The organism is Longimycelium tulufanense (assembly GCF_014645795.1).
Taxonomy (GTDB): domain Bacteria; phylum Actinomycetota; class Actinomycetes; order Mycobacteriales; family Pseudonocardiaceae; genus Longimycelium; species Longimycelium tulufanense.
Genome location: NZ_BMMK01000017.1, coordinates 138702 through 152335, shown reverse-complemented (window position 1 = coordinate 152335; position 13634 = coordinate 138702). Strand labels below are relative to the sequence as shown.

At 67.5% G+C, this 13634-nt stretch carries 13 protein-coding genes; 6 read left to right on the top strand and 7 right to left on the bottom strand.

The window, feature by feature from the left end; translation table 11 throughout:
- Positions 1-198: 198 nt before the first annotated feature.
- Both IEY55_RS18330 and IEY55_RS18325 read right to left on the bottom strand, forming a co-directional pair.
- Entirely contained in the window at positions 199-552 is a 354-nt protein-coding gene (locus tag IEY55_RS18330) for a hypothetical protein (protein ID WP_189059443.1), read from the bottom strand.
- Between the two features lie 19 nt (positions 553-571).
- Positions 572-2233: a sodium:solute symporter family protein gene (locus tag IEY55_RS18325; protein ID WP_189059441.1), complete on the bottom strand. Its 1662-nt coding sequence runs from the start codon at positions 2231-2233 to the stop codon at positions 572-574.
- Between the two features lie 603 nt (positions 2234-2836).
- Here IEY55_RS18325 and IEY55_RS18320 point away from each other — a divergent pair.
- The gene (locus IEY55_RS18320) at positions 2837-4135 is read left to right on the top strand and encodes an NsdA family TPR-like regulatory protein (RefSeq protein ID WP_189059440.1); all 1299 of its coding nucleotides are present in this window, start codon (positions 2837-2839) and stop codon (positions 4133-4135) included.
- 25 nt (positions 4136-4160) lie between these two features.
- Here the strand turns inward: IEY55_RS18320 and IEY55_RS18315 are convergent, their stop codons facing one another.
- Complete coding sequence (locus tag IEY55_RS18315; RefSeq protein WP_189059438.1) at positions 4161-4361, bottom strand: DUF397 domain-containing protein; 201 nt, start codon at positions 4359-4361, stop codon at positions 4161-4163.
- The gene (locus IEY55_RS18310; protein ID WP_189059436.1) at positions 4354-5223 is read right to left on the bottom strand and encodes a helix-turn-helix domain-containing protein; all 870 of its coding nucleotides are present in this window, start codon (positions 5221-5223) and stop codon (positions 4354-4356) included. Before IEY55_RS18310 ends, IEY55_RS18315 begins: the two co-directional genes overlap by 8 nt.
- A gap of 173 nt (positions 5224-5396) precedes the next feature.
- Here IEY55_RS18310 and IEY55_RS18305 point away from each other — a divergent pair, with 173 nt between their 5' ends.
- Both IEY55_RS18305 and IEY55_RS18300 read left to right on the top strand, forming a co-directional pair.
- Positions 5397-5594: a hypothetical protein gene (locus tag IEY55_RS18305; RefSeq protein ID WP_189059434.1), complete on the top strand. Its 198-nt coding sequence runs from the start codon at positions 5397-5399 to the stop codon at positions 5592-5594.
- 183 nt (positions 5595-5777) lie between these two features.
- The gene (locus tag IEY55_RS18300; RefSeq protein ID WP_189059432.1) at positions 5778-6167 is read left to right on the top strand and encodes a VOC family protein; all 390 of its coding nucleotides are present in this window, start codon (positions 5778-5780) and stop codon (positions 6165-6167) included.
- A gap of 346 nt (positions 6168-6513) precedes the next feature.
- Here the strand turns inward: IEY55_RS18300 and IEY55_RS18295 are convergent, their stop codons facing one another.
- Positions 6514-7527 (bottom strand): phosphatase PAP2 family protein, encoded by a 1014-nt coding sequence (locus IEY55_RS18295; RefSeq protein ID WP_189059430.1) that lies wholly within the window; start codon positions 7525-7527, stop codon positions 6514-6516.
- A 187-nt stretch (positions 7528-7714) separates the two neighbouring features.
- The gene (locus tag IEY55_RS18290) at positions 7715-8215 is read right to left on the bottom strand and encodes a GbsR/MarR family transcriptional regulator (RefSeq protein ID WP_229686510.1); all 501 of its coding nucleotides are present in this window, start codon (positions 8213-8215) and stop codon (positions 7715-7717) included.
- 107 nt (positions 8216-8322) lie between these two features.
- Here IEY55_RS18290 and IEY55_RS18285 point away from each other — a divergent pair, with 107 nt between their 5' ends.
- Both IEY55_RS18285 and IEY55_RS18280 read left to right on the top strand, forming a co-directional pair.
- Positions 8323-9237, top strand: coding sequence for an ABC transporter ATP-binding protein (locus tag IEY55_RS18285; RefSeq protein ID WP_189059428.1), 915 nt, complete (start codon positions 8323-8325; stop codon positions 9235-9237).
- Complete coding sequence (locus tag IEY55_RS18280; RefSeq protein WP_189059426.1) at positions 9237-10841, top strand: ABC transporter permease; 1605 nt, start codon at positions 9237-9239, stop codon at positions 10839-10841. The genes IEY55_RS18285 and IEY55_RS18280 overlap by 1 nt, the downstream gene beginning before the upstream one ends.
- A gap of 342 nt (positions 10842-11183) precedes the next feature.
- Here IEY55_RS18280 and IEY55_RS18275 read toward each other — a convergent pair whose 3' ends face one another.
- Positions 11184-12356 (bottom strand): sensor histidine kinase, encoded by a 1173-nt coding sequence (locus IEY55_RS18275; RefSeq protein ID WP_229686509.1) that lies wholly within the window; start codon positions 12354-12356, stop codon positions 11184-11186.
- 678 nt (positions 12357-13034) lie between these two features.
- Here IEY55_RS18275 and IEY55_RS18270 point away from each other — a divergent pair.
- Positions 13035-13268 carry a YbaB/EbfC family nucleoid-associated protein gene (locus IEY55_RS18270; RefSeq protein WP_189059424.1) on the top strand — a complete coding sequence of 78 codons (234 nt, stop codon included), beginning with the start codon at positions 13035-13037 and terminating at the stop codon, positions 13266-13268.
- The last annotated feature ends 366 nt before the right edge of the window (positions 13269-13634 follow it).

Here is a 13634-nt window from a genome sequence, read left to right as displayed (position 1 = left end):
CACCCGCTCAGCCCGACCGGGCAACGGATCAAACAACAACACCTCATCGAACACATCCAGCGAGACCAAATTGGCCGCATGCATCTGGCCAATTCGTCCAACCCCAGCGATTCCAATACGCATCGGGGATTCTTTTCCTTTCGGTTCTGTCGCGATCTTGCGACGGTCGGGGTGTAGGGACACTTTGTGGTGACGGGTTCAGGGCCGCGTCAGTGTTGGCCGCGCAGTGGCGGCCAGATCGAGCTCTGGTTCGGGAACGGACGGTGATGCCTGTGACTCGGCGCGGGTGTCCTGTCCTCGGGTGGACGGGCGCAGCCAGGCCCAGGCGGCGAAGAACACCGCGACGGCGATCATGGCGAGGCCCGACCACAGGGTCATGCGGAGCCCACCGGTCTTGATCTCGTCGTTGTCGGACCAGCAACAGGCGCCGTGCACGGCCAGAATGACCCCGTAGAGCGCGAAGAGCCCCGCGATCATCCATCGTACGTCGAAGAGGGCGGTCAGCAGTCGGCTCGCACGGTTGGGACGCGCGTCGCGGTCAAAGGCCGTCATCGTTCACCCCGGTTGTGGTTCAGGCGATCCAGAAGCTCAGTGCGGTCGCGAAAGACAGGCAGATCACACCCAACGTCACCGGTGACTGCACCCATCGGCGAAGCGTGCGGCTATCGCGGTCGGCGGTGTTCCACCGCCGTGAGGTGAGGCTCCACACCAGCCCGCGCAGCTCGTGGTCCGGCTTGGGAACGGTGACGGCGGTGACGGCCAGCGTCACCACACCGTCGGCCACGAAGGCGGCTCCGGAGCCGGCGAAGGCGGCGGCCTGCTCGGAGTTGAACGACAGCCAGCCGAGGGCCTCGGCGACGTAGACACCGGCAGCGCCCGCGACTCCCGCGATCATTCCCCAGAAACCGGCCCACGGCGTCACCCGTTTCCACAGCATGCCGAACAGGAACGTGGTGAACAGGGGAGCGTTGAAGAACGACTGGAGCTGCTGGATGTAGGTCTGGATGTTGTGGTAGCCGGCGGCGATGAACGCCGCGCCGATTCCCAGGCCGATGCCGACCACGGTCGCGACCCGTCCGACGGCGAGGTAGTAGCGGTCGGCGCGGTCCTTGCGGACGTAGGACTGCCAGATGTCGTAGGTGACCACCGTGTTGAAGGCGCTGATGTTCGCGGCCATGCCCGCCATGAAGGAGGCGAGGAGTCCGGCGAGGGCGAGTCCGACCAGTCCGGTGGGCAGCAGCTCCCCGATGAGCAACGGAAGGGCGTTGTTGTAGGGCACGCCGGGTGTTCCGAGCTCGGGCAGCAGCGGCAGGGCGATCATGCCGGGCAGGATCACCACGGCGGGCAGCAGCATCTTGGGGAAGGCGCCGATGAGGGGGGCGCGGCGGGCGGCGGCGAGGTCCTTGGCGGCCAGCGCCCGTTGTACCTCGGCGAAATTGGTGGTCCAGTAACCGAACGACGTCACGAAGCCCATGCCCAGTGCGATGGCGATCCAGTTGCCGAACGGGTTGGTGGCCTCGCCGACGGTCGTGCCACGCCAGGCGTGGGTGGCGTCCTCGCCGAGTTTGGCGGTGACGTGTCCTATCAGGGCGTCCCAGCCGCCGACCCGGTGCAGTCCGATGAGCGTGAGGGGCACCAGGGCGGCCACGATGACGAAGAACTGCATGACCTCGTTGTTGATCGAGGCCGACAGCCCGCCGAAGGTGGTGTAGGAGAGGACGACCAGGGCGGCGGTCAGCATCGACAGCCAGACGGGCCAGCCGAGGAGGCCGTTGACGAGCAGGCCGAGGGCGTAGAGGTTGATGCCGGCGATGAGGATCGACGCGACGGCGAAGGCGAGGGACTGGAACAGGTGGGCGGCGTTGTTGAAGCGGCGCCGCAGGAACTCCGGGACGCTGCGGACCCGGGAGGAGTAGTAGAACGGCATCATGACCAGGCCGAGGAACACCATGGCCGGGATTGCCGCGATGAAGTAGTAGTGGGTGGCCGGCATTCCGTACTGGGCGCCGTTGGCGGCCATGCCCAGCAGCTCCATCGCCGACAGGTTGGCCGCGATGAAGGCGAAGCCCGAAACCCAGGCCGGCAGGGAACGACCGGACAGGAAGAAGTCCGTGCTGCCGCTCACGAAGCGCCGCGCCAGCACACCGTTGCCGATCACGACGGCGAAGAAGATGACAACGATCACGCTGTCGATCGGGCTGACGGAAAGGCGGAGATCGGCAGCGACGCTCATCGCCGACACCTCGTCATGTCACGAACCAACATGTGCCGTTTCACCTTCCGTCTCGTGATGATGGCGGATATCAGTTCAGCAACATCCGGCCTCGTGGGGAAGGCTCGGTGGAGGTTAAAGCGGTCAAATTAGTCAAAACCGAGCGTACGACCGGCGTGAGAATGCGTTGCCGGTTCGACTGGTAACGGTGCGTGGTTGGTTATTACCAAAATCGAACGGTTTTGGTTTCTGTGTTGAACGTTGCCGCGTCCGGCCTTATGTCGCCCCGCCCCGCTCCGGCGTGCGGGGCCGTGCCGGCGCCGCGGTCACCAGAACGCGAGGTGTCCACCAGCCGCGGCGCGGCCCGGTACGTCCCCCGCGGACGCAATATTCGGGATCGGGGTCGGCGGAAATTCCGACAGTGGGAAGAAGAAGGCGGACCGTGCGGCGTACTTACCGAATCCGGCGATATATAAGATCTGCTTCTTGAAATGATCGCATTGGTCGGGTAATTCCTGGACACGGTGTCACGAAAACTGTTGTTGAAGTGGCGATGACGGGCGTCCCCGTCGCACGGCACGATCATGTCATCGAGCACGACTATGACCGTCACGAGGGGATACCGTGTCGCTCCGCGCGTACTTGGACCGCCTGGGCTGGTCACCGGAACGGCTGGCCAAGGAGATCAACCGGGTTTCCGGTCCCGGTGCCATCAGCTCGAAGGCGCCATATGCCTGGCTCCGGGGTTCCTATCCGCGGGGGAACACGCCCCGGCTGGTCGCCGAGATCCTCGGATGTCACCTCGGGGAGAACGTCACCGTCGAGAAGGTCTGGCCGGACAAATGGCGCCATGTCGTCCCGCCATTACCCTGCGCCAAGGCCGCCGTGGTGACCCAGGGGCCGTTGGCGGAGGCGCTCCGCGACGTCGAATGCGGAAACCCGCCCCTGCTTGCCGATGCCACGGTGCTCACCGTCGCCGTGGACTGGGCCGGCGAGGAGCGCGCACGTCCCCGTTCGCAGGCTTCGGGCGTCGAACTGACTCCGGAAGTGCTCGACCTGGTCGGAACTCGCGTCGTCGAGCTGCGCCGACTCCAGGACGACCGCAGTGGACCCATCGTCCTTGACTGGGCGCACCACGACCTGCGCTGGATCTCGGGCCTGACCGGTGGTTGCGCCTACGACTCGGCGCAGGCCGCCGAACTGCACCGGCACCTGGCCGAGCTTGCCGAGATCGCCGGGTGGAGTGCGATCGACCTGGGCCGCCATGGCTGTGCACAGCGCTACTTCCTGCTCGCTCTCCGGGCCACAACGGCCGCCGGCGCACGCGAACTCGGTGCCCACGCCCTGTCGTGCCTGGGCTATCTGGCGTCCTGGACCGGGGATCCGCAGGGCGCCCTACGCCTGCACCGCATCGCGCGCCACGGCGCCAGCGACTCGCCGCGACGACTACGGGCCCTGCTGGCGTGCCGCGAAGCGCGCGCCCACGCGATGCTGGGCCGGCGCTCGGCGTTCGAACAGGCGATGGACGAGGCGGTCACCCTCGCCGGCACCGACTCCACCGGGCCCACGTGGTTGACCTGGGTCAGCCACGCCACACTCGTCGCCAAGGCCGGGAAGTCCTGGATCGACCTCGACCAACCGGACCGTGCCGAACAGGAGCTGCTGCACAGCCTGCCCGAACTCGGAAGCCACAAGCCACGCAACCAGCTCCTGCACACCATCACACTGGCCGAGGCGCGGATCCGGCAAGGGAACGCCGAGGGTGCCGCCGACGTCGTGCTGGCGGGGCTCGACCAGTTCGCCCCGCACCTCGGTGCGAGCCGGGTCCGGGAACGCCTCGCGGTGGTCCGGAAGGCCCTCGCCGACCGCGGCACACCGGCCTCTCGCACAGCCTGCGCGGCCATCACGACGATCCTCGCCTGAGCAGAGCCGAATTGAGCAGCCCGACTCAGGCGGGGAGGTCGTAGTCGTCGGTCTCCCGCACGCTGTCGATGAAGACCCGCCACTCGCGGTGCGTGAAGACCGCGGTGCCGGCCTCGGGTGCGTTGGAGTTACGCACATACACGGCATCATCGGTGATCTTGGTCTCGACGCAGGTTTGGGTGTTGTAGGACTTGCGCGGCGTGAACCACACGTGCTTGTTACGCATCGTCGGCCTGCTTCCTGTGCTCCTCGGCAACCTCCATGATGCGAGAAAGACTCTCATCCTGGTCGAGTGCGTGGTCTTGGAGCATCCCGAAGTATCTGAGCGCGGCCTTGACCTCCGAAGGCTTGTCGGTGAGGGGATCCCGCTCCGGGATGTCGTTGTGGAGAACATCCGGTGCTGGCGGATCAAACCGAAGGATCGTGGTCGTCATGCCCATGAAGCCGTGTGGCCCTGATGCCAGGGGCAAGATCTGGACAGCAGCGGTAGGCGCTTCGCGCATACACTCGACGAGGCTCGTCAGTTGTTCCCACATCACCGCTGGTCCCCCAACGTTCTTGTAGAGTGCGGCTTCACCGAGGATGCAGTGATACACGGGCGGAGAGCCTGCGGTCAGCACCTTGCGCCGCCGCTGCCACAGGCTGAGTCGGCGCTCGATCTCCGCATGGCCGAGTACACCGTTGTAACTCAGTAGGGCGCTCAGGTAGTTCTCCGTCTGGAGTACGCCCGGGATCACCTCAGGGGAGTAGAACATTACGGCGCGAGCTTGGGTTTCAAGGTCGTATGCGCGGCGGAACCGTAGCGGAAGGAGTGACCCATGAGGAGTTCGGGGTCGCCGCCCGCGCGCCGCCCGCGCCGTTTCGATCAGCGCTTCCCGCTCGTCGCCTGAAGCATCGTAGAGGTCGAGCAACTTCTCCAACTCAAGGGTTTTCACGCCCGTTCGGCCAAGTTCGAGGTTGCTGATCTTCGCCGCAGTGCAGTCGAGTGCTGCCGCTGCCTCGTCCCTGGACAGGCCAGCCTCCTCGCGCATACGACGCAAGGTGGCAGCGACCTGGATGCGGTCGAGTCCGAGCCGGCGCTGGCCCATGTGCGGTCCCTTCAACATCACCTTATTTAGCTACAGGCAAGTATTTGCGTGTAGCTTATGATCTCCCTGCACCCAGAGTAATCGATCAGGTGCTTCAAGTGATGTCGCGGGGTACGTCGGATGGAAGGGGTTGTCCTATGGGCACACGAGGTTCGGTCAGGGTCGGGGGATGGGTGACCGTTCGCGGAAACACCGAGGTGCGGTGCATCGTCAGCTCTGCTGACAGCTCGGTCGAGGTGGGCTTCGACGACGGCGATGAGTGCTTCGAAGTGGTCCTCGAGGAGCACGCGTTGGAACAGTGCGTCGCCAAGTTTCCCGAAGCCCTGCGCCAGCTCCGGGAGGCCACTGCTCGTGCCGATTCCGACGCGTGATCGCGTTCGCGACGGTTGAGGGCCATGCATGGGCCCGGCAGCTGCGGCTGCCGGGCCCATCTCCGGTCGTCTCCCTCACCAGATCTTGGACAGGTCATCGGCGCTTACCGTTCTATGTATCGTACATTGTACGGCAGCGCTGGTTCTGGGGCGCCATCGTCCATTGCTACGGGAGGTCAGACCGTGAAGATCACCTCGTCCGCCGTGACCCTGAACGTCGCCGACGTTCCCGCCTCCAGCTCGTTCCTGGTCGAGCACTTCGGCTTCACCGAGGACATGGCGGCCGACGGGTTCGCCTCGCTGAGCCGGCCGGATACCGGGATGAACGTCGTGTTCCTGCGCCGTGGCCTGTCGACCCTGCCCGACCATCAGCGGGACACGCATGTCAGCGGCACGGCTCTGGCCTTCGTGGTCGACGACGTCGAAGGGGAGCTGGCGCGGTTGGAGCGTGAGGGCGTTTCCATTGCCATGCCGTTGACCCCGGAGGAGTGGGGCGAGCGCGCCTTCCAGGTGCTCGACCCCAACGGGGTCATCATCCAGCTTCTCGACTGGAACGCGTCCACCGCGAGTTGACCGCGCTGCGGTTCACCGAACCGCGATGCTCACGGCAACGGCGCCCGGCAGCTTCTCAGCCGGGCCCCCGTCACTCGTGCCGGAACTGCTTGGCTACGCCGCTTACCCATCCGCGCGACTGGGCTTCGCAGTTCACTTCGGTCTCGAAGTTGGTGCAGCGGTCGAAATCCGGCCCGCCGTCGCCGAAGTCGCCGGGGGCGCCCAGCTTGCCCGACGCACGGAGCGTGTCCGTACCGCGGAGATCCGGAGCTCCGCCGTGTCACACATCTGCGGGGGCGGCCAAAAGTGCGTCGCGGTGGCGTACGGCCAGTCAAGGAGGTGCAACGGTGGGCGGCCGAGCAGTTCCTCAATCGTCGACGTGGTCATCGCGTTGGCATCGGTGTCCGTTGTGGACAGACTGTCGTGTGGGATGGGACAAGTCCCGGTCGACGATGTGGAGTTGCGAGCTCAGATCGACTGAATGCAGGAGCCGTAGTGCGACCATCAGGAATGCTGTGGTGACAGTTCCGGCGAATGCGGGCGTTCCACCAACGGTGAACCAGAGCGCAAGGACGAATGACATCGGCATGAGGGCGGCGACCATCGCCTGCATCGAGCGTTGGTCCGGCTGGACGGAGACACCTCCGCCGCGTGCGAGCAGGAGGATGGCGACGCAGAAAACAGCGAGGACCAACAGGGTCGAGCCGATGATGTCACTGGGTCGATGCCAACCAGCCATGACGGTCATGCCGGCGGTCACCGCCACCCCTGTTCCCCCGACCGCCATCACGTGCGGTCGCGCCCGGTGGGGGAGGACCAGGACAAGCGCGAGGACGAACGACATCGCGAAGGCAACATGTCCGCTGGGGAAGCTGTTGCCACCGGTCAGGCTCAGCCCGTTGAGGGCCGGCCGATCGAGGACGACGTACTTGAGCACCTCCGCGACGCCGACCGAAGCCGCGATGCACCCGATGCCGATGCGCCCGAGTCGCCGACATCGACGCGCCACCGCGACCAACCACACCGTCGCAAGGGCTGCCAGGGGGAAGACCAGGTCGGCGGCGATCCGGAATCTCGACAGCGGGGACATGATCTTGGCGACGGCCGGATCCCATGCCTTGAGGAAAAGCGCGTCCTCCACCTGCTGACCGCCAGGGGTGAGAACCAGCACCACGTAGCAGGCGATGAACGCAATCACGCACGCCACCGCGGTCACCAGGAAGCCGACCAGCCCTGGCGTGCGGGAGCGGTGTGACGACGCGGCGAACTGCCCGCGCTCGGCCGCAGCGGACCCAACGCCTCTCTGCCCGTCGTGGCGCAGCCCGACCTGGGATCCTTCGCGGTTCGAGTCGTCGTCCGCGGTGAATAGCTGGCCCGCCATGCCTTCGAGTATGCGGGTGCCGCCGTGGGCAACCGGTCACCAGACGTCCCCCAGGTGCGGTATGGGGTGGTCTGACCCTGCTTGCACGCGTGCGAGTCCAACGGAGAACAGGGTGGAGCCGCCAGCCCCAGAACAGGATGAAAGGAACGAAAAGGATATCCGGCGCCGGTGCGTCGCAGGGGCGTTCCTAGGGGCGGGAGGCTTGGTGCTCGCGGCGCTCGGCCTGGTACTCGCGCCAGCGCGCGAGCACGGCCGGCAGCTCCCGCTGCAGGAACTCGAAGAACTCGAGCGTCACGTTCACCCGGACGCCGGCCGGGGTGGCCGGGCCGAGCGCGGTCAGGCCCTCGCGCAGGATGCTCTCCCACCGGTGCAGGATCTGGTCGCGGCGCAGGATCGCCTCGTACCAGACGTTGTCGTGCACCTGGTAGTGGTCGCGGCGGGACCCGGGCTCGCGTTCCCGGGTGACCAGGTTCACCTGCCCCAGGTACCGGACGGCCCCGGAGATCGCGGCCGGGCTCACCCGCAGCTGCTCGGCCAGCTCGGCGGCGGTGAGCCGGCCGGAGTCCGAGCTCATCAGGGCGGTGAACACGCGTGCCGGCATGCGGGGGATGCCGGCCTCGACGAGCGCCGAGGCGAACCGCTCGATGAACCGCGATACCGCCGCGTCGTCCCGGCCCGCCGTTGTCACACGCTCACCCTTCCCGCGATCTCGACCCGTCCCAGCCGGTCGAGCCGGTCGAGCCGCACCATCAACTAATCTTCACGAGATTGTGAAAAGAGTGTAGCTTCTGAAGCATGAAAACCGCCATCTCGGTCTCCGGGCTGCACAAGTCCTTCGGCCGGACCCACGCCCTCGACGGGCTCGACCTGCGGGTCGGCGAGGGCGAGGTGCACGGTTTCCTGGGTCCCAACGGTGCGGGCAAGTCGACGACGCTCCGCATCCTGCTGGGCCTGCTGCGCGCCGACGCCGGCACCATCCGGTTGCTCGACGGCGACCCCTGGCACGACGCCGCCGAGCTGCACCGCCGGCTCGCCTACGTCCCCGGCGACGTGTCGCTGTGGCCGAACCTGTCCGGTGGCGAGGTCATCGACCTGCTCGGCCGGCTGCGCGGTGGGCTCAACCCCAAGCGCCGGGACGAGTTCATGGAGCGCTTCGACCTGGATCCGAGCAAGAAGGGCCGCACCTATTCCAAGGGCAACCGGCAGAAGGTCGCGCTCGTCGCCGCGCTGGCCTCCGACGCCGAACTGCTCCTACTCGACGAGCCCACCGCCGGCCTGGACCCGCTGATGGAGGCGATCTTCCGCGAGTGCATCACCGAGGAGCGCGACAACGGGCGCACCGTGCTGCTCTCCAGCCACATCCTCGCCGAGGTCGAGGCGCTGTGCGAGCGGGTGAGCATCATCCGGCACGGCCGCACCGTGGAGAGCGGCACGCTCGCCGAGCTGCGCCACCTCACCCGCACCTCGATCACCGCCGACCTGGCCCACCCGCCCACCGGGCTGGAGACGTTGTCCGGCCTGCACGACCTGACGGTGCGCGGGACCACGGTCAGCTGTGAGGTGGACGGCGACCGGCTCGACGAGGTGCTGCGCCACCTCACCCGGTTCGGCGTCGTGGGGCTGGTGAGCCAGCCGCCCACGCTCGAGGAGCTGTTCCTGCGCCACTACGAGGACGACCTCAACGGCACGGCCAACGAGGCGGTGGCCTGATGGGCACGCTCGTGGGCACCGGGTCGTTGGTCCGGCTGGCCCTGCGCCGGGACCGGGTGCGGCTGCCGATCTGGATCGTCGGCCTCACCGTCGTGCCGGTCATCACCGCCAGTGCCCTCGCCGACCTCTACCCGACGGTCGAGTCCCGGCGGCAGTTCGGCTCGATCCTCAGCAGTAACCCGTCACTGACCGCGCTGATCGGCCCCGTCTTCGACCCCAGCTCGATCGGCGGGCTCACCGCGTGGCGCGTGGGCGGCTTCATCGCCGTGCTGGTGGCCCTGATGAGCCTGTTGACCGTGGTCCGGCACTCCCGTGCCGAGGAGGAGGCGGGCCGGCTCGAGCTGCTGGGCGCCACCGTCGTCGGCCGGCACGCTCCGCTGACCGCCGCGCTCGTGGTGGCCTTCGGCGCCAACCTCGTGCTCGCGGCGCTGGTGGCGCTCGGACTGGCCGGCCTGGGCGAGCCGGCGGGCTCGGTCGCCCTGGGCCTGTCGTTCGCCGCCGTGGGCTGGGTTTTCGCCGCACTCGCCGCGGTCACCGAGCAGCTCACCGCACACGCGCGGACGGCGACCGGCCTCGCCGGCCTCATCCTCGGCGTCACTTTCCTGCTGCGCGTCGCAGGTGACGCTTCGGGGGAGGACGGCCCGGTCTGGCTGTCCTGGTTGTCGCCGATCGGTTGGGCCCAACGGATCCGCCCGTTCGCCGACGAACGCTGGTGGGTGCTGGCGTTCCCGGCGGCGTTCGCGGTCGTGCTCGTCGCCGTGGCACATCTTCTGGTCGCCCACCGGGACCTGGATGCCGGCCTGATCCCGACCCGGTCCGGGCCCGAGACGGCGGCACCGTCGCTGCGCAGCCCACTTGGGCTGGCGTGGCGACTGCACCGCGCCTCCCTCGCGTGGTGGACCGTTGCCTTCGCCGTGGTCGGCGTGGTCCTCGGCGGCATCGCCGACGGGATGCGTGCCCTGGCCACCGACAACCCGCAGCTGCGACAACTCATCGCCGCGATGGGCGGGGAGAAGGGCATCATCGACTCCTACTTCTCGTCGATGATGGGTGTTCTTGGGCTCGTGGCCACGATCTACGGCCTGCAGGCCGCGTTGCGGCCCCGCGCCGAGGAAGTGGGGTTGCGTGCCGAGCCGCTGCTGGCCACCCCCACCACGCGGCTGCGGTGGCTGGGCGGCCACGTGGTGTTCGCCCTCGTAGGCGTCGTTGTGCCGCTCGCCGCGGGCGGAGCGGCCGCCGGACTGGTGCACGGCCTACGCACCGGGGACGCCGCCGAGGAGACGCCACGGGTGCTGGCCGGTGCGCTCGCGCAGTTGCCGGCGGTGTGGGTGACCGTGGGGATCGCCGTGGCGTTGTTCGGGCTGTTGCCCCGGATGGTCGGGGTGACCTGGGCTGCCCTGGTGCTGTTCCTGTTGGTCAGCCAGTTCGGTCCCATGCTGCAGCTCAACCAGTGGCTGCTGGACGTTTCCCCGTTCACCCACGTCCCGAAGCTTCCGGGCGGCGAGTTCGCCGCAACCCCGCTGGCGTGGCTGGCCCTGGTCGCGGTGGGACTGACCGCCGCGGGCTTCGCGGGATTCCGCCGCCGGGACATCACCACGGAGTAGCACGAGTGGTGACGACGGTGCGGGGTGCGGTCTTGGGGGCCGCACCCCGCACCTCGACCAAGAACCCCTGTTGTCACAGGGAATGCGTCGTGGGCCGGCATCACCTGGGCACGTCAGGCCAATGGCCGGGAAGAGCCCCGGACGAGGCTGTCGAGTGCGTCGCGCACCGGTAGCTGTACCTGGCCAGCGGAGCGCGCCGCATTCGTGGATGGCAGACAGGACAAACGGAGTCCGGATCAGATCGCGGGCGGCGGAGACCGAGGCAACGATTCTTACCTGTTTATCGAACCGATGTCGTATCCCGATCGATTCGGACGGGACCAGCCACCGGGACAGACGACCTCAGCGACGGGCGCGGGGTGGGCAGCGGAGGGGGAGACGCGCGCGAACGACGTAGCCGCCGTCCGCCGTCGGGCCGGCCTCGAACGTCCCGGCCAGTAACTCCGCCCGCTCCCGCAGGCCCACCAAACCGTGTCCGCCGGAGGGGAACGACGACCGGGAGGACTGCGCCGCCGGGGCCTCGTTGCGCACCTCGACGAGCAGATCCCGCCCATTCACTTGCAACCGCACCTCGGCCGCGACGCCGGGAGCGTGCTTACGGACGTTGGTCAGTGCTTCCTGCACCGTTCGAAACGCGGTGGTGGACAGCTCCGGGGACAGCGACTCGGGTAGCTGTCCGACCGACAGCTGCACGTCGACACCGCAGCCCGCGATCAGCTCAGGCAGATCGGCAAGACTGCGCTGGGATGCGGCGGCCGCGTCCAACGCGGCGACTCGGAGCACACTGACCATCTGCCGCAGCTCCTCGAGCGTGCGGGTGCTCAGTGTCCGGATGGTCTGGGCGGTCTCCCGCGCGTCCGCGTCGTTGGTGGACACCTGCAATGCCCCGGCCTGCATCGCGATCAGCGTGACCTGGTGCGAGACCACGTCGTGCATCTCGCGGGCGAGTCGCGCCCGCTCCTCGGCCAGCACCGAGTGCGCGTGCAGGCGTTTCTCCCGCTCCCGACTCTCGGCCAGCTCGGTCAGGCGTTGGGACAACTCGCCGCGGGTATGCACGAGCAGACCGACCGCCAGCGGTAAGCCGGTGACGATGAACCCGTACATGACGTTGTGCAGGTGGTCACCGATGTCCTGCTCGAAGAACTTCTCCGGCGGCCAGAGCACGGTTCGGGGTACGAAGACCAGTACCGCCCCGACCACCGTCTGCCAGCTCCGGTTGTAGTGGCGCGCCACCGAGTACATCGCGAAGATCGCGGCGAGCTGGGACCAGCCGACCAGGTAGCCGGGGAAGGTCAGCACCGCCGTCGCCAGCGGGAACCGCCGACGGAACAGCAGCGCCACGACGGCGACCCAGGACAGCACGTTCGAGTAGGTCTGCACGTCCACGTCCGGTGGCGGGCTCCAGAGCGCGACGTCCAAGCCGGCGAGGACCACCACGCCGAGGTCCAATGCCAGCTGCTGCCACCGGCCGGCCCGGTCCGCCCAGCGTGGCCACCAGCCGCGGCCCGCGGTCACGGCGGTGCCGCGTTGCGCCGGGACGAGCGGTGCACCGCGGGTGCCGCCCGAACTGCCCCGCGAAAGATCGTGAGCAACCAGGGCGTCACCTCCACCACCCGAACGACGGGGGTAAAGGTACTTCTTTCGTGTGGCAAAGACGAGCGCAGAGTTAGCCACTTGGCAGATATCCCAGTTCGTGGACAAGACCCGAACGTCCTGATCGCAAGTTCTTCGCGAACGCGAACACGTGCACCGGCGCATTGCCGCCGTGCTGCCCTTTTTCTGTGTCCGCATGTCGGGCACATGAGCGACTTGTTCGTCGTCACGCCGCGTGGACCGATTCGTCACGGCAAGGTCCGGCCAGGCCAATCTCTTCAGATTGGCTTGTCACAGTGGACATCCAGGCGATCACTACGGGTAAGCGTGACCCGGATACGCTGAGGAGGCGCTGTCTTCTGGGCGTTGGCGACCTGTTCCACGAGGAGTGGAGGCGCAACGGACAAGCAGTCCGGTGAAAGTTCTGTCCTCCGTTCGGCGGTGTCCGCTGTGGACTGTTCGGGCGGCCGGGCAACTCCGCAACGGGCGACGTAAGGAGTGCTCCGATCGGGTGCTAATTGGATGTTGAGGATGCACCGAACGGTCGGTTCGACGGTGATGATGGAACGGTTGAACGCCAACCGAGTGAGGAGAACACCGATGGACCGCATCGCCGCCACGGCCAGCAGTCCCGACGGGCTGGTCACCGTGCTGGTGGGACCCGGCGGTGCCGTCTGGGACATCGAGTTCGGTCCGGGCGCCACCACCGTCGACCCGCACCGGCTCGCCGCACTCGTCGCCGACCTGTCGGCGAAGGCCCGCGCCCGCGCCGCCCGCCGCGCGGCGCACCCGTTGGCCCCGCTCCCGCATCGGGACGGGTGCGAGCGCGGCTGACGATGTTCGGCGCCCACGCCCGGCGCACCGGGCCGCCTGCCGGCGCAGACCTTCCAACAAACGCGCACTGTCTGTTTCGCGAAATTCTGGCGATGCGTGGTCGGTACGGCAACTCCGGCTGAACGTGGCTCCGATTATCGGGCGATTATGGTGTTGTTGGTGCTGAACCGTTCGCGGCGCCAGTACTGCTCTTCCTTCAATCCACCATCCCGGTCCGAACATTCGACCTCGGGCTCGTTGTTGCCCCTGCGTCCGTTCGGGTGGCAGTCCGGTCATGGTTTGGATTTGGCTGGAGATCTTTGATTGGATCGATCTCATCAGCGGTTCGGGTAGTTTGCGGAGGCAGTGGTGCAAGGGGAGGCCGGT